The sequence below is a fragment of the Rhizobium sp. B230/85 genome (assembly GCF_019355735.1).
In the GTDB taxonomy this organism is placed as follows: domain Bacteria; phylum Pseudomonadota; class Alphaproteobacteria; order Rhizobiales; family Rhizobiaceae; genus Rhizobium; species Rhizobium rhododendri.
Window position 1 is genome coordinate 1,301,563 of record NZ_CP072157.1, and the last position, 18,415, is coordinate 1,319,977.

Here is an 18,415-nt window from a genome sequence, read left to right on the forward strand (position 1 = left end):
CTCTACAGGCGATACCTCACCTCAAAGGCAAGTGGTGATGCCGCCATCGACATAGAGCGTGTGGCCGTTGACGAAGGAAGAGCTTTTGCCGGACAGGAACACGGCAGCGCCGATCAGTTCCTCGACATCGCCCCAGCGTCCGGCCGGCGTGCGCTTTTCGAGCCACGATGTGAACTCCGGATTGTCGACCAGCGCCTGGTTCAGCGGTGTCTTGAAGTAGCCGGGGGCAATGGCGTTGATCTGCAGGCCGTGCTTTGCCCAGTCGGCGCACATCCCTCTCGTCAGGTTGCGCACGGCGCCCTTGGTTGCGGTGTAGGGCGCGATACCGGGCCTTGCCAGCTCGCTCTGGACCGAAGCGATGTTGATGATCTTGCCCTCTTTGCGCGCGATCATGCCCTTGGCGACCGCCTGGCCCACGTAGAAGACGCTGGAAATGTTTGTTGCCAGCAAAAGCTCCCACTTGTCGGCCGGAAACTCTTCCAGTGGCGAGCGAAACTGCATCCCGGCGTTGTTGATGAGGATGTCGATGGCGCCGATGCCAGCCTCGATTTCCGCAACGCCCTGATCCGTCGCATCCTTTTTGGTGACGTCGAAGACGGATGCATGGGCAACAAAGCCCTTTGCCCTCAGAGTTTCGACGGCGGCAGCCACTGCCGATGAAGTCCGGCCGTTGATCACCACCTCCGCGCCATAGCTCGCGAGGCCCTCGGCCAGGGCGTATCCGATGCCTTGGCTGGACCCGGTAATCAGCGCGCGCCGGCCGGTCAGATCGAACAGGTTCCTCATCTCGTCTCCTTCAATTCTTGCGGTCATCTGGAAATGTTTAGCATCGACAGGGCAGAAATCATCCCTTGACATGACCAACCGAACTATATGTTATCGATAACATAATCAATCGACAATTCACGGGAGACAAGACATGCCGAAGGCAGATATCCTGATGACCGGCGTGTATCCGGATTGGGACATGACGGCGCTGGAGGAAAATTATGTCGTCCATCGGCTGTGGGAGGCCGAAGACAGGCAGGCCCTGCTGAAGGCTGTCGGCAAGGACATTCGTGCCATCGCCACCAAGGGCGAGCTTGGCGCCTCCGCCGAACTCATGGCGGCGTTGCCGAACCTCGAGATCGTGTCGTGCTACGGCGTCGGCACCGACGCCATCGATCTTTCCTATGCCCGCGACCGCGGCATTCGCGTCACCAATACGCCCGATGTTCTCACCGATGACGTCGCCGATATTGCCATTGGATTGCTGCTGGCCGCAGCCAGGCGCATCGCGCAAGCAGATGTGTTCGTGCGCGCCGGAGACTGGCGCAACGGCGCGATGCCTTTGGTGACGCGGGTGTCGGGCAAGAAGCTCGGTCTCGTCGGCATGGGGCGCATCGGCCAGGCCATCGCCCGGCGCGGCGCGGCCTTCGGCTGCGATATCGCATACTTTTCCCGCAACCAGCGCCCGGACGTTGCCTTCGCGTTCGAACCGGACCTGATCGCGCTGGCGAAATGGGCCGATTTCCTGGTGGTCATCGTTCCCGGTGGGGAGGCTACCCGAAATCTGGTCGATGGCGCGGTGCTGGCAGCCCTCGGAGCTCAAGGGATACTTGTTAATGTCTCAAGGGGTTCCACCGTCGATGAGGCGGCCTTGATTGCTGCCTTGCAGGAAAAAACCATCCAGGCCGCGGGCCTCGATGTGTTCTGGAACGAGCCCAACATCGACGCGCGTTTCATGACGCTCGACAATATCGTCCTGCATCCGCATCATGGGTCCGGGACGGTGGAAACGCGGCAGGCGATGGGCCAACTCGTTCGCGACAATCTCGCGGCGCATTTCTCCGGCGCAACACTGCTCACCCCGGTTGTTTGAGGCCTACTCCATTGTTTGAGGTAAGACGATGAAAGCACTTGTCATTCACGCCGCCAAGGATCTTCGGATCGAGGAAGTACAGGCGGGATTGCCGGGGCCGGGACAGGTGGGCATTGCCATTCAGGCCGGCGGCATCTGTGGTTCCGACCTGCACTATTACAATCACGGTGGCTTCGGCACCGTGCGGCTGCGCGAACCGATGATCCTCGGGCATGAGATTGCCGGCACCATCAACGCCATCGGCGAAGGAGTGACTGGCCTCTCTGTCGGCGACCGCGTCGCCGTTTCGCCCAGCAGACCTTGCAATCATTGCCGGTATTGCCTCAAGGGGCAGCAGAACCAATGCCTCAACATGCAGTTCTACGGCAGCGCGATGCCGATGCCGCATATCCAGGGCGGCTTTCGCCAGCAACTGGTGGCGGAAGGCTGGCAGTGCCACAAGGTCAAGGACGGCGTTTCCATCGAGGAAGCGGCCTTCGCCGAACCGTTCGCGGTCGTCCTGCATGCGGTCAACCGCGCAGGCTCGCTGCTCGGCAAGCGGGTGCTGGTGACCGGCTGCGGACCGATCGGCGCGCTCGCAATCATTGCGGCACGGGCACACGGCGCCCGCGAAATCGTCGTCACCGATGTCGTCGACAATGTTCTCAATCTGGCGCGGACCATCGGTGCTGACCGGACGATCAATGTCGCTTCCAACCCGCAAGATCTGTCCGCCTATGGTGCCGACAAGGGTTATTTCGATGTGATGTTCGAAGCGTCCGGCAATGAACGGGCGGTCAGGGCGGGGCTGGAGGCGTTGGCGCCGCGCGCCGTGCTGGTTCAGCTCGGCCTCGGCGGCGACATCTCGCTGCCACAGAACATGATCGTCGCCAAGGAAATCGAGATACGCGGGACCTTCCGGTTCCACGAGGAGTTCGCTCTGGCGGTCGATCTGATCAACAGCGGGCGCGTCGATCTGAAGCCGCTGCTGACGGCGGTTTTCCCGATCGAGGATGCGGTGGCAGCCTTCGAGGCGGCGAACGATCGAAGCAAGGCCATGAAGGTGCAGATCGCCTTCTAGATTTGCCTCAGGCGCTTTCGCGCAACACGACGCGGCAGCTGGTGAGAGTGATCTCGTCGCCTTTCGGCTCTCCGCCCTGGATGGCTTCGAGCAGCTTTGCCGCCGCCTGGCTGCCGATGCCATAGCAATCGGCATTGATCGTTGTGATGCGCGGGTGGCAGATCGACGAGATCTCGTAGTCACCGAAGCCGGCGATGGCAATGTCTTCCGGTACGCGCATGCCGCGGCGCTGGCATTCCATCATCGCACCGAAGGCCGACAGGTCGGAAACGCACAGTACGACTTCCGTGTCGGGCCAGCTTTCGAGCATGCTGACGATGGCCTGCGCGCCCTGCTGCATGGTGATCGGCGGGACGCCGAAGGAGATGACGCGGCCAGGTCCTAGCCCGAGTTCCTCGACCGTCTTCAGGAATCCGCTGCGCCGCTGGCTGCCGCGCGTGTCGCGCGCCGTGGTGCCGCCGATATAGCCGAACTTGCGGTAACCCTTGTCGGCGAGCGCGCGCACAAGCATCGACATGGCCTCGCCATTCGAGAAACCGACGACATGGCCGAGCGGCTTCTCCGGGATTTCCCAGGTCTCGACAACCGGGATATTGGCATTTTCCAGCATGCGCCTCGCGCGCATCGTGTGCGATCCACCGGTCAGGATGATGCCTTCCGGGCGCCGGCGCAGCATCGCCTCGATAAGCTTTTCTTCCTTGTCCGCCGCGTAGTCGGTGTAGCCGAGAAGCAGCTGCAGGCCGGTATTTTCGAGCGCGTCGGTGATGCCCCGCGCGGTGTCGGAAAAGTTGGAATTGTTGATCGATGGCACCAGCGCCGCAATGAAGCCGGTGCGCCGGGACGACAGGCTGCCGGCCGACTGGTCAAGCACGTAGCCGAGTGCATCGACGGCATCCATGATCCGCTTGCGCGTTTCCTCCGAGACGCTGGCATCCTGCCGAAAAGCCCGCGAGACTGTCATCGCGGATACGCCGACATATTTGGCGACCTCGGCCATCGTCAGCTTCTGGATGTCTCGCGGCGCGCCGTTCGGCCTGCCCCCGGCTGGTTTTTTCACTGTGTCCCCATACGTATCGGTTGCCCCAAACACCGCGCGGCTTCGAGCAAGGTTCAACAATAAAGTTATCGCTACCATCGCACAATCGCAAAGTTGCGCACTCTCGCGCTGCGCGCATTGCCAAGAGGGCTATCTCTGAGGGTCTTGTGTTATCTGTCTCAAACTAATTTGACGCCAACAACGGCAGGGTCTTGGCTGGACGGGAGAAAATGATATCGATAACCGAAATGCAGATGGAGGTGACGATGTTTGGTGAAATCGAAGGCAGCGGCTTTGAAGTTATCGATCCTCGTTTCGAGGCCTGCTTTGTCGGCCATGCGCGGGTTGAGCGGCTCTGGACAGGAGGCCGCTGGCTGGAGGGGCCTGCCTGGTTTGCCCCCGGACGTTACCTGGTGTTCTCCGACATTCCGAACAATCGGATGATGCGCTACGATGAAGCCAGCGGTCAGACCTCCGTATTTCGGTCGCCATCGAACAATTCCAACGGCAATACCGTCGACAACGAAGGTCGGCTCGTGACCTGCGAGCATCTGACGCGACGGGTCACCCGGACGGATTTCGACGGCAAGATTACTGTCATCGCCGATCAGGTCGACGGCAAGCGTCTGAATTCTCCGAACGATGTGACCGTGAAGTCGGATGGCACGATCTGGTTCACCGATCCGACCTACGGCATCCTGACCGATTACGAAGGTGATTATGGCGAGGAGGAGATCGGCGGTTGCCATGTCTATTGCCATGATCCGCGGACCGGAACGCGTCGTGTCGCCGCCGATTTCGTCAAGCCGAACGGGCTGGCATTCTCGCCGGACGAATCCATTCTCTACGTTTCCGACACCGGCGTTTCGCATCTCAGCGGCGGACCGCGTCATATCCGTAAGCTTGCCGTATCCGCCGATGGCAAGCTCGAAAATATCGGCGTCTTTGCAGGGTGCACGTCAGGTCTGTTCGACGGCTTCAGGGTCGATCGCAGGGGCCGTATCTGGGCCAGTGCGAGTGACGGCGTTCACGTCTACGATTCCGACGGCACCCTGATCGGCAAGGTCCGGATCCCCGAAGGCGTGTCCAACCTCACCTTCGGCGGTCCGAAAGGCAATCGGCTGTTCATCACCGGAACAACATCGCTATACGCGGTCTACGTGACGGCGAACGGAGTGAAACTGGGCTGACGCAAGGCCTGCCATCGTCAGGCGCCGAGATGGTGGTAGGCACGCTTGTAGTAGACCAGCGCCTTTTCCGCAGCGCTTTCGCGGATAGCCTTTACCGAGCAGAACAGCACCCGGTGGGTGCCGACATCGACCATGTCGGTGAGCACGCATTCGAACGATACCATGGCATCCTCCAGCACCGGAGCGCCCGTAACCCCATAGTGCCAGTTGGCTGCGGCAAAGCGCTGTTCGACGGGGGTCTTGCCGCCAAACAGGCCTGAAAGCCCTTCGTGCCCGGCGGTCAGGACATTGACGCAGAGCGCCTTGTTGCCCATGACCGCATTGAATACCGACGCCGTCCGGTTGAGACAGATGAGCAAGGTGGCGGGGCTGTCGGTGACGCTGCAGACAGCGGTCGCTGCAAAGCCTGCCTTGCCGGCCGGACCATCCGTCGTGATGATGTTCACGGCCGCGCCCATCTTCGCCATTGCGTCGCGAAAGACCTGCGGGCTTACGTCTTCAATGGTTTCGATCTGGGTCGTGGCGTCCATCGGTATGATCCTTCATGGGGTGTCCGCCCGTTCCGGCGGGTTGCATGTTTTGCTCAGGCGGCCGGCCGCGCAAGCGATGGGTCGGTGAAGGCCGTCAGGCCAACTGCTCGTTCGAGCCTCAGGGCGACGCTGGCGGCCAGATCCTCGCGCCATGGACGCGCGACGATCTGCAGCGCAATGGGTAGCCCGCCAGCGGACATCGAAACCGGCACGGTGACCACCGGCAGGCCGAGATAGCTGAACGGTCTCGTGAACGCGGTCATCGCGCTGACGACAGCGTTCATCGTCGGGCTCGTCCCGACGTCGACCTCGCTGGACAGCGGTGGAATGAACGGCATTGTCGGCGCAATCAGGACATCGATGCCGGCAAAGGTTGTCTCGAGAAACTCTCTCAGCATCACCGACCTCATCTGCAGGGCACGCAGATAGATCGGCGCCGGGATCGCCAGCGACTGCGAAAGTCGCATGCGGATCTGCGGGCCGTAATCTTCCGGACGCTCGCGCATCCAGTCGAAATGCACCGTACCCGCTTCTGCCATGGCCACTGCATTGGCGAGTTCAGCGATGGCGGAGAGATCGGGCAGGGGTGCAGCAGCGATGCCGGCTACATCTGGCGACAAAGCCCTGATTGCCGTCTCCATCCCGCCTGCAACGTCGCTTTCCAGTCCGTCGGCAAACGGACCGCCGGCAATTCCGATCCGCAGCGATGACAGGTCGGAAAGCAGCGCACCGGGCTTGTCTGCATCCATGCAGGTCGTGTCGTGTCCGTCCGGGCCGGCGATCAGCTGCAACAGCAGGTAGGCGTCTGCGACGGAGCGCGCCAGAGGGCCGACGCAATCCTGCGAGAATGATAGCGGCATCGCCCCATGACGGCTGACGCGTCCCTGTGTCGGCTTGATCCCGACCGTGCCACAACAGGCGGCCGGCAGACGGATGGAGCCGCCCGTGTCTGAGCCGAGAGCCGCCAGCACCACCCCGCCGCCAACGGCAGATCCGGACCCGGAGGAAGAGCCGCCGGTGATCCGCGCAGCATCGATCGGGTTCAGCGCCCTGCCGTGGTGAAAATTGTGCCCCGTCGGTCCCATGGCGAATTCGCTCATGTTGAGCCGGCCGATGGAGAGCGCACCCGCTGCTTGCAGACGCTGCATGACTGTGGACGTCGAGGTCGCCACATGACCCTTGCGGATCTTCGAGCCGCAACCGGTCACGAAGCCGGCGCGGTCATACATATCCTTGTGGGCGAGTGGCACACCATGCAGCGGCCCTACCGTCCGGCCGGCGGCAAGCGCAACATCGGCGGCACGGGCTGCCTCGAGCACGGGGCCTTCCTCGATCTCGATAAAGGCGTTCAGCCGCTCGTGGCTGGACTTTGCGCGGGCGAGTGCGGCGGTTGTCATCTCGACGGAAGTAATCCGGCCGGCGAGGATCGCCTCCGCAGCCTCCTTGAGCGTGGTCGGGTTATCGAGGCTCATCGTCCGGCCTCAACGCGCAAGACAGCTTCGAAATGGGCTGGTTCGGTGTTGAACAACGCGCCTGCCTTATCGGTAAGTGGCTTGGCGATGCTGGTCTTGTCGCGCATGGCTTCACCGGCCATGGCCACAAGCTCCGCCTCGTCGGCCGGGCGATCCCAATAGGTCTCGGCAAGGGCAGCCATGATCTTCATCAGGTCCATCAGCTGAAATCCTGTGGCTGGCGATTGCGCACGAGCTGGCTGAGCGACACGGCGATGACCAGGGCGCCTCCGTAGAATAGGTTCTGCACATAGGCATCCGCCCCGAGCATGGTCAGGCCGGTGATGCCGGTCACGAGGAAATAAACGCTGATCACCGCGCCGAAGGCATTGAAGCGGCCGGGCGAGATTGTCGTTGCGCCGAGGAATGCTGCGGCGAACGCCGGAAGCAGAAGGTTGAGGCCGGACAGCGGATCGGCTGATCCCGTCATGCCGGCATAGAGCATGCCGGCAAAGGCGGAGATCAGCCCGGAGAGCACGAAGGAGGTGGCGCGCACCCTGTCGACATTGATGCCGTTCAGCCGGGACACTTCGCGCCCGCGGCCGACGAACAGCAGCTTGCGGCCGGCAATGGTGAATTCCAGCGCGTACCAAAGGATGACGGCGAGGATCAGGGCATAGAAGAAGGCGAGGGGAATGCCGAACAGCCGGTTGATGATGACCCATTTGACCAGGCCCATGGAGACGCCTGATATCGTCTGCGAATTGCTGACCCAGAGGATCAGCCCGTTCACGAACGTACCGACACCGAGCGTGACGATCAGCGAATGGATGCGGAAATAGAGGACGAAGAATGCATTGACCGCGCCGATGACGATACCGCTCACCAGCGCGATGACGATCACGGGGACGATCGGCCAGCCGAATTTGACGTTGAGCACGGCGATCAGCATGGTGCTCATCGTCAGGGTCGAGGCCCCAGACAGGTCGAAATCGCCCGATGTCAGCGGAATGATGATGGCAAGCGTCAGCACCACGAGCACGGCCTGTGAGCCGAACAGGGTGGAGAAGCTTCGCCAGCTCAGGAACGAATCCGGCATCAGCGTTCCGAAAATCACGATGAGCAGCAACCATGCGCCCACAAGGGCGAAGCGCTCGCCCTCGGTTTTTATCGTGAAGCGGCTCCTTGCCGGCATCGAGGTCTTGGTCGTCGGCATATCCAGCGTCGTCATTCTGCGGCCTCCGCGTCATGGCTGTGGAAACAGGCTTCGGTGATTGCCTTGCGGCTGATCTCGGCGCCCTTGAGTTCGATCACCGGGCGACCGCGCGAAAAGACGATGATGCGGTCGCAGATCTGTTCGAGTTGTTCATTGTCGGTCGAGGCGCAAAGTATCGCCGTGCCATCCGCCGCCGCCCGGTCCAGCGCCCTGAAAATCTGCTGGCGAGCGCCGAAATCGACGCCCTGCGTCGGTTCGTCGAGCATCAGAAGCTTCGGCTTAGTCTGCAGCCATTTGGCCAGCAGCACCTTTTGCTGATTACCTCCGGACAGCGAGCCGAGCGGGAGATGCGGATTGTCTGGCCTGACGTCGTAACTCTGGACGAGCGCTGCCGCTGCACGCGTCATTCCGGGACGATCGAGTCCGTAAGGCCTGGTGAGGCCATCCAGCATGGGGAGCGTGATATTGTCGGTCACCGACAGTGTGCCGATGCCGGCAGCACCCAGGCGATCTCCGGGCAGGAAGGCGATGCCCAGCTTCTGCGCAGCAAGCGGCGTCACCGCGCTGACCTTCGCCGATTTGCCCCCGATGGTGATTTCACCGCTGCCCCGTCTCGCACCATAGAGCAGGTAGGGGAGGGCTGCAAAGCCGGAGCCGATCAGGCCAGTCACACCCAGCGTCTCGCCCTCCCGGATCTCGAAATCGAAAGGTGCGCTGGTGCCATTGGAAATACCGCGCACGCTGACCGCCGCCGGCACGCCTGTCCTGGCCATGCGCTTCTTTTCGAACGCGTCGATCCGCGAGCCGACGATGGTGTCGAGGATAGACTGCCGCTGTGATGTACGGGTATCGAGGATATCGACCAGCTCTCCGTCGCGCAGCACCGCGACACGGTCGGTGATATCTCGGACCTCGTCGATATCATGCGTGACGATGACGACGGAGGCGCCGGTCTTGACGATGGAGCGGATCAGCGCAAAAAGTCGCAGCACGTCGTCGGCCGGCAGGAATGGCGTCGGTTCGTCGAGGACCAGGATGCCTTCGCCGCCATAGCCGGCATCGGACGCCCTGAGGTCCTCGAACGCACGGATGATGGCGACAAAGGCCCGCTCCACCGGCGCAAGGTTCGCCACCGTCTGGAACGGATCGATCGACAGGTCGAATTCGGAAAACAGCCTGGAGATGGCGGCTGCTTCCTTCTTCCAGTTGACGAACCAAGGCGTCTTCTGGCCAAGCGCTGTGACCCGCATATTCTCGAGCACCGTCAGGGATGGCACGAGACCGAGGTGCTGGTGGACGAAAGCTACTCCTCGCTTCTTGATCTCCATCGGATCGAGCGGCAGAGACATTTTCTGCCCCCAGAGGATGACCTCGCTGCCCTCTTCCGGCTGGTGAAAGCCGGCCAGCACCTTGATCATGGTGGATTTGCCGGAGCCGTTCTGGCCGAGAAGGCCGAATACCTCGCCCCGCCGTATCGACAGCGAAACACCCTTGAGCGCATAGTAGCTGCCGAAGCGCATACGGATGTTGTTCATGGTGAGGACGGCATTTTCGACCATGAGGCGCTCCTGCTGCGTTCGCGTTGACCTACTTCATCATCCAGAGTTTGCGGAAGCCGTCGAGGTGGGCGTCGCCATAGCCGTCGTTGAAATTGGCAGGTATGCCGGCGGTCTGGATATTGGTGTCGTCGAAGACCAGCAGCGGCACGTTGAGCTTGGCGACTTCAGGCTTGCCGCACAGCATCCGCATGATGTTGTCGATCGCCGCATAGCCGGCCCAGCCGAGGCTTTCGCCAACATCCATCTGCACCTGGCCTCCGCGCACCATGTCGAGAACGAATGGCGTGCCATTGAAACTGGCAAGCTTGACGCTGCCTTCCGAGCCGGTGATGCGGAGCGCCGGGATGACGAACTGCGACATGGAGTCGTAGATCGGCAGGATGTAGTTGATCGAGGGATCGGCCAGCAGAGCGGATTGCGTGCCCGACTGGATCTTCGTTGCCCATTCGGAAACGGGCACGTCCAGATGCTTCATCTTGCAGCTCGGGCAAAGCGTTTTGAGTTCATCCTGGATCGATTTGACGAAGGGGATCGAGGGGAGGACGTCGGACGAGCCGATGATCAGTACATTTGGTTTACCTTCGGTCTGGACATAGGCCCAGGCTGCCAGCAGCTTGCCGGCGCCGCTAAAGTCGATCTTGCCGGAATAGTCGACGGTGTCGATTGCCGGCTGGGTCACGTCGTAGAAATGCGTCGTCGATATCTTCAGGCCGGCGGCGCGCGCTTCGCCCAGTTGCGGACCGAGAACTTGCGGGTTCAGGCCGCCCGCCAGGTCGAGAGCGTCATATTTCTGGCTGATCGCCTGCGAGATACCCTGCACCCACTGGTCGATCTTCAACTGGTTGTCCCAGGTGGTGTAGGTGAAGCCCACTTCGGCTGCAGCCGATGCCATTGCCTTCTGCAATTCGACATTGAACGGGATGGTCATCGAGATCGGGATCGACAAAACCTTCTTGCCGGCCATGCACTGCTTGGCGTTGAACGGTTCGCCCGGGGGCGTGAATACCGGCATGGCGCGGTGCTGCGTGATGATCGCCTTGGCATCCTCCATGGGGTCGGCCATCGCGGTTGTGGACAGGCCGGCGAAGGCGGAGACCGCCAGCATTGTACTCACGAAAAGCAGGCGCATGATCAACATTCCCCTCTGTGATCCCGGTCTGCCCGGGGTCCTACAACGTAGCTTTCGATCAGCTATCTAAACTTAAAGTACGTACATACTCAAGGAAACGTCAACCGGATTTTGCCTATTTTTTTGCACTGCACATTTATACGGCGATTGCTAAAAACCATATCAGATAGGCGCTTGAATCGTGTTCAATTGCACATCGGAGCCAATCGTCAGCCTATAGCGAGCGCCTGCAGCAAGCGGCGCCGCACGCATGCGTCATCAGTATGTCAGTACATATGGAGAGATTTTCAGGTCAGTGGCTTGAGCGATGGGCTCGCCATGCGATGATCATGCCGCCGAAACCGAACAGGGAAAAGACCATGAAGCTCGCACCATAGTGGCCAGTCAAAGCATAAAGACTGGCAAAGGACGACGGACCGACGATGACCCCGATGAAGGTGTAGACCAGAACGCCCCCGGTGATCGCGCCGACCCTGCCTTCCGGGGCATTGTGGGCCACCTCTGCGAGCAACACGCCGTTCCATCCAATCGTCACGCCGCCCATGCAGACAAAGAGGGCGACCTGCGCGACTGGTGGCAGGCCGGGCAGCCAGTAGAGCAAGGCATAGCCGGCGCCACCGAGTAGGCCAAGCAGTGACAGGGTGATGAAGCCGCCGCCGATGCGATCGGCGACCACGCCCCAGAAGATGCGACCGAAGGCGCCAGCGAACTGCATGGCTGCGGCAACGGACCCTGCGGCGAGCAAGGACCAGCCGGCGTCGTGCACAAGCGTGACCACAGCGAAGGCGGAAACCGACAGTTGCATGGCGGAATATGCAAAGCCCAGGCCGCTCAGCGTCAGCAGACGCGGGCTGCGCCAGATCGTCGATTGTTCCTCGATCAACCCGCGCAACAGGGATCGGCGCTTGCTGACTACGACGGGTTCAGCCGCGTGCGTCATCGCCAGCAACCCCATCGTCAACAGCGGTGCGGCCGCCCCGATCAGCAGTGCGATATTCCAGTCGACATAGCGGGAGAGATAGGGGAAGGCGAAGCTTGCGAGGATGCCGCCCAGCGGGACGCCGGATTGCTTCAGCGAAAATACGATGTTCCGCTTGTTCTGCGGGGTGACTCGGCTCAGCATTTCGGAAGACGCCGGATTGTTCAGGCCGTAGCCGATACCGATAAAAAGCGACGCAAGGACGATCAGCGGAATACTGGCGGTGGCAATGCCGGCAAAGCCGATCACGCAGCAGACAAGTGCAGCCTGTTCAATTCGGATCGGCCCGAAGCGCTGGACCAGCGTGCCGGCGATTGCGGAGGAGAACATGCCAGAGGCATAGATCAGGCTGATCTGATAGCCGATCCAGTAGGCGCCGATATCGAGATCTGCTGCCACCGTTGGCGCAATGGCCGTGAGTGCAAGGACGCTCGCGGTTGCCACGATCTGGATCAGCGTTGCTGCCACAAGGGTTTGCATAAGCGAAGAAGCGCGGCGCGTTTGCGTGGCCTCTCCGGCAATCAGGTCCGACATGCGTCTCAATATCCTGGGAAATTATAGCTGGGATATGTACGTACTAATAGATTTGCTTTGCTGGCACAAGCGGGTCAGGATGCGTTTGCGGACATGCTGAAATTCGATTGCCTTTCGCCGGGAAAGACGATTGAAACCTTTACAACGGAGATGCGCCAGTGATTTTAGCTGGCAAGGGGTGGGGTGCTTGGATCAGAAAAGCAATGATTGGAAGCCCGAGCTGGATACGGCACCGCTCTATCTGCAGGTCGCCCATCACCTGGAGTCTCGCATCAGCAATGGCGACTACCCGGTTGGCACCCTTTTGCCAACAGAGAACGAGATTGCCGCAGCGCTGGGCGTCAGTCGCCAGACCGTGCGTCAGGCAATCGGGACCCTGCGCAACAAGGGGCGTCTTTCGGCGCGCAAGGGGGTAGGCACCCGTGTTGAGGCCGGCTTCGATCCGGAACGCAAACGCTTCATCGCTCACTCGCGCTCCGAACTTTTTGAAATCGCCGCCGAGACCGAATTTGTAATCGACACGAAGGAGGAGGTCTCGGCGCAGGGTAAACTTGCGATCGAGCTGGGTTGCCGTCCTGGCCGAAAGTTCTTCCACATGGCCGGTATCCGTTATCCCGGCAATCGAAGCAGGCCGTTTTCGTGGAACGAGGTCTACGTCGATTCCAGGCTTGCTGGCGCCGTGAAGGACATCACGGTCGCGAGAAGTGCTATTTTTCACTATATCGAACAGTTTACCGGCGAAAAAATCCAGGAAATCCAGCAGGAAATCAAGCCTATCGCGCTCGATGAGGTGATTGCCGACAAGCTCGGCGTCAGCCCGGGCGATCTCGCGCTCGTCGTCACGCGCCGCTACTACGGCTCCGGTCGCCGCCTGCTGGAATATGCTTTCCAGGTTCTGCCGGCAGAGCGCTTTACCTTCACCACGACCCTGCGCGCCGAGAGCTGAGGCTGACAGCCGCGTGAATGGTTCCCGCCTTTGCCGGCGCCATGATTCGTCTGCCCATTCCGCCTGTAATTGCCTTTCTGATTGGCTTTCTGCCTCGTCATTCGCCGTTTGGATAATTTCCCGCCGCCAAACTTCTGCGTGCAAATCAGCCTTTTGATTAATAAAGAGGCGCGCCTAAAGATGCGTCATTTTTGGCTTTACAGGCCCGAAAAATTTTGCATTAGTTCGTACATACTGCCTTGCATGTCCATCAGATAAAAGGGGAACCACATGGATATCGGTGTTTTCATTCCCATCGGAAACAATGGCTGGCTGATCTCCACTACCTCGCCGCAGTACATGCCGAGCTTCGAGCTCAACAAGCAGATCGTCCAGAAAGCAGAGGGATACGGGCTCGAGTTTGCGCTCTCGATGATCAAGCTGAGAGGCTTCGGCGGCAAGGCCGAGTTCTGGGACTACAATCTTGAGAGCTTCACGCTTATGGCCAGCCTGGCGGCTGTCACCAAGCGCATCAAGCTGTTTGCCTCGACGGCCGTGCTGACTCTGCCGCCGGCCATTGTCGCGCGCATGGCGACGACGATCGACAGCGTGGCGCCCGGCCGTTTCGGGGTCAATATCGTGTCGGGCTGGCAGATGGCGGAATATGACCAGATGGGCATGTGGCCGGGAAATGACTATTTCGGCTACCGCTACGATTATTCGACCGAATACGTCCACATCATGAAAGAGCTTTGGGCCAAGGGCGAATGCTCCTTCGAAGGCAAGCACTTCACCATGAAGGATTGCATGATGAAGCCGATGCCGGCGAACAAGATCGAGATCGTGGCCGCAGGTCAGAGTCCGCGCGGCATGGAATTCGCGGCAGAGTACGCCGATTACAACTTCGTCATGGGCTCGGGCATCAATACGCCGACCGCCTATGCGCCGAACAACGCCAAGCTGGTTGAAGCGGCTGCCAAGACCGGCCGCGATGTCGGCGCCTACGTGCTGTTCATGGTGATCGCCGAAGAGACCGACGAACTGGCAAAGGCAAAGTGGGAGAGCTACCGCGAAGGGGCCGATGTCGACGCCCTCGCGTGGATGGCGGACCAGGGCAGCAAGGATGCAACTGCCGACAGCAACTCGACCGCCAAGCACATCAACCTGCCGGAAGGTGCTGTCAATTTCAACATGGGCACCCTGGTAGGCTCTTATGCCAGCGTCGCCCGGATGCTGGAGGAGGCCGGCAGCGTTCCCGGTACAAAGGGCATCATGCTGACCTTCGACGACTTCCTGGTCGGTCTCGACAAGTTTGGCGAGCGCATCCAGCCGTTGATGGCGTCGCGCATGCCGAGCCAGATGGCGGCCGAATAAGGTGCATCGCCTTCTGCCAGATGCCGGGGCCGCAGCACCGCTTGTCGGCCCCCGCGACCTCCTCGATCCACTGACGCTGGTCGACCCCGGCGTCGCAGATCGCCCCTACGCCCGTTTGGCACCCTCAGGCGAGCCGTTGCCAAGCCCTGATGTCGAGCCCGCGATCGAAGATTTGCCAATAAGGAACGCCGGCGTGGACGCGCTTCTTTCCGCGTATGCCGGTGGGAGACTGTTGCCTTCGCACGCCCTGCGCTCGCTTATCAGTGCGTCGCGATCCTGCACCGCAGGTGGCGAGGCTATCCTTCGCTTCGTGCCGCAGGCTGAAAAGGCCGCCTGTGAAAGCGACGAGCGTTGGCGCAATGGAACGGTGCGGCCGCTGGAAGGCATTCCGTTCGGCGTCAAGGACATCATCGATGTCGCCGATACGATCACCACATCCGGCTCCCATTTTACAGGCGATCGCGTCGCGCCGGCCGATGCCGATGTCGTGGCCGGCTTGCGTGCCGCCGGCGCCATTCCCTTTGCCATGACTGCGACCACCGAGTTTGCCACCGGTTCACCGCACAACCCGCGCTTCGGTACGGTGCGCAATCCGTGGGATCAAAGCCGCTGGACGGGTGGATCGTCGACGGGATCCGCTGCAGCACTGGCCGCGCAGCTGATGCCGCTTGCGCTCGGCACGGACACCGGTGGATCAATCCGGGTCCCATCCTGCTGGTGTGGCACGACGGGCCTGAAGCCGAGCCGGGACCGCGTGTCCCGAAAAGGTGTCGCGCCCCTGTCCTGGACACTCGACCATGTCGGTCCGATGGCCCGCTCGGCAAGGGACATCGCCCGCGTATTGTCTTTCATGACCGCCCAGCGGGAGCCATCCTTGGCTGCGCAATGTGCTGCCATTCTGGCGGGCGAGACTTTAGAGGGTCTTCGCATCGGCGTGCCCGTCAACTGGTTCACGGATGTGGTTGACGACGCCGTTCTCGCCAATTGGGAGGCTGCGCTGAAGACGATGGAGAGGCTTGGATGCATCTGCATTCCGCTCCCTGCCATCGATATCGCCCCTTGGCATGAGGCCGGCTGGGTCATCCTCCAAAGTGAATTGGCAACGCTGCATTCTCCCCGTCTCGATCGTGTGGAGATGTTCGACGCGGGCCTTGTTCACAGGCTGAAGAACGGCCTCACCTATTCCGCGGTCGATTACGGGCGTGCGCTCCAGATGCGCGCCGAGGCACAAACCGGCTTCCTCGACGCCATGGCCGATGTCGATCTGGTCGTTACGCCCGGCATCGGTGGCGAGGCTGGCGTGCTCGATGGGCTGACCGTCGACGTGAACGGGATCTCGCATACCTTCCAGTCGATGATTTCGCGAAATACGATGATTTTCGACATCACCGGCCTGCCAGCCCTGATGCTGCCGTCCGGCCTCGGTCGCGGCGGCCTGCCGACCGGTATACAGATCGTCGGCAGGCCCCAGGCCGATGCGATGTGCCTTTCCCTTGGGGCCGCTTTTCAGCGCGCGACCGAGTTCCACCGCCTGATGCCGCCGGGATTGGCGATATGAGCGCTGATCCTCCGCTTGTGGCCTTGCCGAACCAGATGACTGCCACGGATTTGCTGGCGATGCTGGCCGATGACAGGTTGAGCGCGGGCGATGTGGTAGCCGCGTGCCTTGAGCGCATCCGCGAACGGGATGGCGATGTTAAGGCTTGGCTCGCCATCAATCCGCAAGCGCTGGCCGAGGCTGCCCGTCTGGATGCCTTGCCGAGGGAAAAGCGTGGCCGGCTGCATGGTCTGCCGATTGCTGTCAAGGATGTGTTCGACACCCACGACCTGCCGACAACCTACAACTCGCCGCTTTACGGTGGCTTCCAGCCTGCGGCGGATGCTGCGGCTGTCGATCTGCTGCGCGCGGAAGGTGCCATCGTTCTCGGCAAGACCGACACGACGGAATTTGCCGCCGCCGGGCAGGATGCCAGAACCGGCAATCCGCACGATCTTGCGCGCACGCCCGGCGGTTCGTCTGCTGGTTCGGCTGCAGCCGTTGCCGACTTTCACGTGCCGCTGGCGCTCGCCACCCAGACTGGCGGTTCGACCATTCGCCCGGCTTCCTTCTGCGGCGTCTATGCCTTCAAGCCGAGCTACGCTCGTGTCAGCCGGGAGGGTGTGAGGCTCTATTCCATCAGCTTTGACACCGTGGGCTGGTATGGCCGTTCGGTTGCGGACCTCGCATTGCTGGCGAATGTCTTCGGTCTGGACGAACCTTGCGGGTCGGACAGTCGCCCGGCTGCGCTGAGAATAGCAGTGACCACAGGCCCCTACCATGACCGCCTGCAGGACGAGAGCCTGCGGGCAATGACATCAGCCGCGGACAGCCTGCGACAGGCCGGCCATCAGGTCCATGAGCTCGAACTTCCGCCGCCCTTCGAAGCGCTCGATCGCTATCACCGGGTCATTCTGCATCGCGAAGGCCAGGCAGCGTTTCGCAATCTTGCCCGTCGAAATGGCGCCGCGCTGCATGACGATTTCCATCACAGGGTGGAAAATCGCGATGGTACGACGCTCGCCGAACTGAGAGACGCCTATGACGGGATGGCGCTGGCGCGGATCGCTTTCGACGAGATCGCGGCCAACTACGATGTGGTGATCGCGCCGAGTGCTGCCGGGTTTGCACCCGTCGGCCGCAAACCCGGCGATCCCGTGTTCAATGCCTCGTGGACGCTGCTCGGCGTGCCCTGCGTGAATATTCCAGTGCTACTGCCTGCATATTCCGACGGACCATCGCTGCCGATCGGGGTCACGCTGATCGCGCCGCGCTTTGCCGACAGCCATCTTCTGGCTCATGCCGACCGGATTGCCGCCGTCCTGAGTACCAGAGCCTCTGTCGTCGAGACTGTCCATGAATTTCGAGGGAGCCGTCCGTGAGCGAAGCCGACCTGCATGCAAACTATGCCAAAGCCTATGATAACCGCATCGGCTTCGGCAGGAAGCCTGCCCTGGTGCTTGTCGATTTCGTCCAGGCCTATTTCGAGCCCGACAGCCCGCTGTTCGCAGGTGTCGATGCGGCGCTGGAAAGTGCCCTGCGCATCCGTGCTGTAGCGCATGGCAACAATCTTCCCGTCATTCTGACCGGCGTCGTCCTGCATCCGAGCGGTCTGGATGGCGGCCGGTTTTTCCAGAAGGCAAAGCCGCTGGCAAGCTTTACCGCCGGCAATCCTCTCGGCGCCTGGCCGAAGGGGCTCGAGCCCCGGGCTGATGAGTTTATTGTCACGAAGCAATACCCCAGCGCGTTCTTCGGCACGTCTCTGGCGCCGATGCTGACCGCGATGGGTGTCGACAACGTCATCCTCACCGGGCTGACCACCAGCGGCTGCGTGCGCGCTTCCTGCGTGGATGCCATGTCGCATGGCTTCATCACGACGGTGGTGCGCGACGCCTGTGGCGACCGTCATTCGGCTCCGCACGAGGCCAATCTTTTCGATATGAACGCAAAATATGCCGACGTCGTCTCCGAGGCGGAGATCCTGGCGTTTATCGATGGCCTCGACTAACCCCGTCGTCGCCAGCAAGTGCCCGG

17 protein-coding genes are annotated in these 18,415 nt (G+C 61.3%); 8 read left to right on the forward strand and 9 right to left on the reverse strand.

The window, feature by feature from the left end; translation table 11 throughout:
* Positions 1-21 precede the first annotated feature (21 nt).
* Complete coding sequence (locus J5289_RS23970; RefSeq protein ID WP_142830964.1) at positions 22-786, reverse strand: SDR family oxidoreductase; 765 nt, start codon at positions 784-786, stop codon at positions 22-24.
* Between the two features lie 133 nt (positions 787-919).
* On the opposite strand from J5289_RS23970, the gene J5289_RS23975 reads away from it, so the two are divergent.
* Both J5289_RS23975 and J5289_RS23980 read left to right on the forward strand, forming a co-directional pair.
* Positions 920-1,861: a 2-hydroxyacid dehydrogenase gene (locus J5289_RS23975; protein WP_142830965.1), complete on the forward strand. Its 942-nt coding sequence runs from the start codon at positions 920-922 to the stop codon at positions 1,859-1,861.
* Positions 1,862-1,889: 28 nt separating this feature from the next.
* Positions 1,890-2,921: an L-idonate 5-dehydrogenase gene (locus J5289_RS23980; protein WP_142830966.1), complete on the forward strand. Its 1,032-nt coding sequence runs from the start codon at positions 1,890-1,892 to the stop codon at positions 2,919-2,921.
* Positions 2,922-2,928: 7 nt separating this feature from the next.
* Here J5289_RS23980 and J5289_RS23985 read toward each other — a convergent pair whose 3' ends face one another.
* Positions 2,929-3,918: a LacI family DNA-binding transcriptional regulator gene (locus J5289_RS23985; protein WP_142831010.1), complete on the reverse strand. Its 990-nt coding sequence runs from the start codon at positions 3,916-3,918 to the stop codon at positions 2,929-2,931.
* Between the two features lie 305 nt (positions 3,919-4,223).
* Here J5289_RS23985 and J5289_RS23990 point away from each other — a divergent pair, with 305 nt between their 5' ends.
* Positions 4,224-5,147: an SMP-30/gluconolactonase/LRE family protein gene (locus J5289_RS23990; RefSeq protein WP_209207150.1), complete on the forward strand. Its 924-nt coding sequence runs from the start codon at positions 4,224-4,226 to the stop codon at positions 5,145-5,147.
* Between the two features lie 17 nt (positions 5,148-5,164).
* Here J5289_RS23990 and J5289_RS23995 read toward each other — a convergent pair whose 3' ends face one another.
* The 7 genes from J5289_RS23995 to J5289_RS24025 all read right to left on the reverse strand — a co-directional run bounded on the left by J5289_RS23995 (position 5,165) and on the right by J5289_RS24025 (position 12,545).
* Positions 5,165-5,677 carry a flavin reductase gene (locus tag J5289_RS23995; RefSeq protein ID WP_142830967.1) on the reverse strand — a complete coding sequence of 171 codons (513 nt, stop codon included), beginning with the start codon at positions 5,675-5,677 and terminating at the stop codon, positions 5,165-5,167.
* 53 nt (positions 5,678-5,730) lie between these two features.
* A complete protein-coding gene (locus J5289_RS24000; RefSeq protein ID WP_142830968.1) occupies positions 5,731-7,149 on the reverse strand; it encodes an amidase in 1,419 nt (472 codons plus the stop codon).
* A complete protein-coding gene (locus tag J5289_RS24005; protein WP_143123110.1) occupies positions 7,146-7,349 on the reverse strand; it encodes a hypothetical protein in 204 nt (67 codons plus the stop codon). Before J5289_RS24005 ends, J5289_RS24000 begins: the two co-directional genes overlap by 4 nt.
* On the reverse strand, positions 7,349-8,359 hold the full coding sequence (locus J5289_RS24010) for an ABC transporter permease (protein WP_142830970.1): 1,011 nt from the start codon (positions 8,357-8,359) through the stop codon (positions 7,349-7,351). The genes J5289_RS24005 and J5289_RS24010 overlap by 1 nt, the downstream gene beginning before the upstream one ends.
* Positions 8,356-9,903, reverse strand: a complete 1,548-nt coding sequence (locus tag J5289_RS24015; protein WP_209207114.1) for a sugar ABC transporter ATP-binding protein — start codon at positions 9,901-9,903, stop codon at positions 8,356-8,358. The genes J5289_RS24010 and J5289_RS24015 overlap by 4 nt, the downstream gene beginning before the upstream one ends.
* A gap of 28 nt (positions 9,904-9,931) precedes the next feature.
* The gene (locus J5289_RS24020) at positions 9,932-11,032 is read right to left on the reverse strand and encodes a sugar ABC transporter substrate-binding protein (protein WP_209207113.1); all 1,101 of its coding nucleotides are present in this window, start codon (positions 11,030-11,032) and stop codon (positions 9,932-9,934) included.
* Between the two features lie 292 nt (positions 11,033-11,324).
* Entirely contained in the window at positions 11,325-12,545 is a 1,221-nt protein-coding gene (locus tag J5289_RS24025; protein WP_209207112.1) for an MFS transporter, read from the reverse strand.
* A gap of 130 nt (positions 12,546-12,675) precedes the next feature.
* On the opposite strand from J5289_RS24025, the gene J5289_RS24030 reads away from it, so the two are divergent.
* From J5289_RS24030 to J5289_RS24050, 5 genes are all read left to right on the forward strand, one after another.
* The gene (locus J5289_RS24030) at positions 12,676-13,491 is read left to right on the forward strand and encodes a GntR family transcriptional regulator (RefSeq protein WP_209207111.1); all 816 of its coding nucleotides are present in this window, start codon (positions 12,676-12,678) and stop codon (positions 13,489-13,491) included.
* A gap of 270 nt (positions 13,492-13,761) precedes the next feature.
* Positions 13,762-14,844, forward strand: coding sequence for a pyrimidine utilization protein A (rutA, locus tag J5289_RS24035; protein WP_142830975.1), 1,083 nt, complete (start codon positions 13,762-13,764; stop codon positions 14,842-14,844).
* Between the two features lies 1 nt (position 14,845).
* A complete protein-coding gene (locus J5289_RS24040) occupies positions 14,846-16,402 on the forward strand; it encodes an amidase (protein ID WP_209207110.1) in 1,557 nt (518 codons plus the stop codon).
* Positions 16,399-17,763 (forward strand): amidase, encoded by a 1,365-nt coding sequence (locus tag J5289_RS24045; RefSeq protein ID WP_209187767.1) that lies wholly within the window; start codon positions 16,399-16,401, stop codon positions 17,761-17,763. The genes J5289_RS24040 and J5289_RS24045 overlap by 4 nt, the downstream gene beginning before the upstream one ends.
* Complete coding sequence (locus J5289_RS24050) at positions 17,760-18,389, forward strand: isochorismatase family protein (protein ID WP_209187768.1); 630 nt, start codon at positions 17,760-17,762, stop codon at positions 18,387-18,389. The genes J5289_RS24045 and J5289_RS24050 overlap by 4 nt, the downstream gene beginning before the upstream one ends.
* Positions 18,390-18,415 lie beyond the last annotated feature (26 nt).

Bases quoted from the DNA above. Each gene is read 5' to 3' on its own strand.
- J5289_RS23980 (WP_142830966.1), top strand. From the start codon at position 1,890: ATGAAAGCACTTGTCATTCACGCCGCCAAGGATCTTCGGATCGAGGAA.
- J5289_RS24020 (WP_209207113.1), bottom strand. From the start codon at position 11,032: ATGCGCCTGCTTTTCGTGAGTACAATGCTGGCGGTCTCCGCCTTCGCC.
- J5289_RS23985 (WP_142831010.1), bottom strand. From the start codon at position 3,918: ATGGCCGAGGTCGCCAAATATGTCGGCGTATCCGCGATGACAGTCTCG.
- J5289_RS24025 (WP_209207112.1), bottom strand. From the start codon at position 12,545: ATGTCGGACCTGATTGCCGGAGAGGCCACGCAAACGCGCCGCGCTTCT.
- J5289_RS23970 (WP_142830964.1), bottom strand. From the start codon at position 786: ATGAGGAACCTGTTCGATCTGACCGGCCGGCGCGCGCTGATTACCGGG.
- J5289_RS24005 (WP_143123110.1), bottom strand. From the start codon at position 7,349: ATGGACCTGATGAAGATCATGGCTGCCCTTGCCGAGACCTATTGGGAT.
- rutA (WP_142830975.1), top strand. From the start codon at position 13,762: ATGGATATCGGTGTTTTCATTCCCATCGGAAACAATGGCTGGCTGATC.
- J5289_RS23990 (WP_209207150.1), top strand. From the start codon at position 4,224: ATGTTTGGTGAAATCGAAGGCAGCGGCTTTGAAGTTATCGATCCTCGT.
- J5289_RS24015 (WP_209207114.1), bottom strand. From the start codon at position 9,903: ATGGTCGAAAATGCCGTCCTCACCATGAACAACATCCGTATGCGCTTC.
- J5289_RS24000 (WP_142830968.1), bottom strand. From the start codon at position 7,149: ATGAGCCTCGATAACCCGACCACGCTCAAGGAGGCTGCGGAGGCGATC.
- J5289_RS23995 (WP_142830967.1), bottom strand. From the start codon at position 5,677: ATGGACGCCACGACCCAGATCGAAACCATTGAAGACGTAAGCCCGCAG.
- J5289_RS24010 (WP_142830970.1), bottom strand. From the start codon at position 8,359: ATGACGACGCTGGATATGCCGACGACCAAGACCTCGATGCCGGCAAGG.
- J5289_RS23975 (WP_142830965.1), top strand. From the start codon at position 920: ATGCCGAAGGCAGATATCCTGATGACCGGCGTGTATCCGGATTGGGAC.
- J5289_RS24045 (WP_209187767.1), top strand. From the start codon at position 16,399: ATGAGCGCTGATCCTCCGCTTGTGGCCTTGCCGAACCAGATGACTGCC.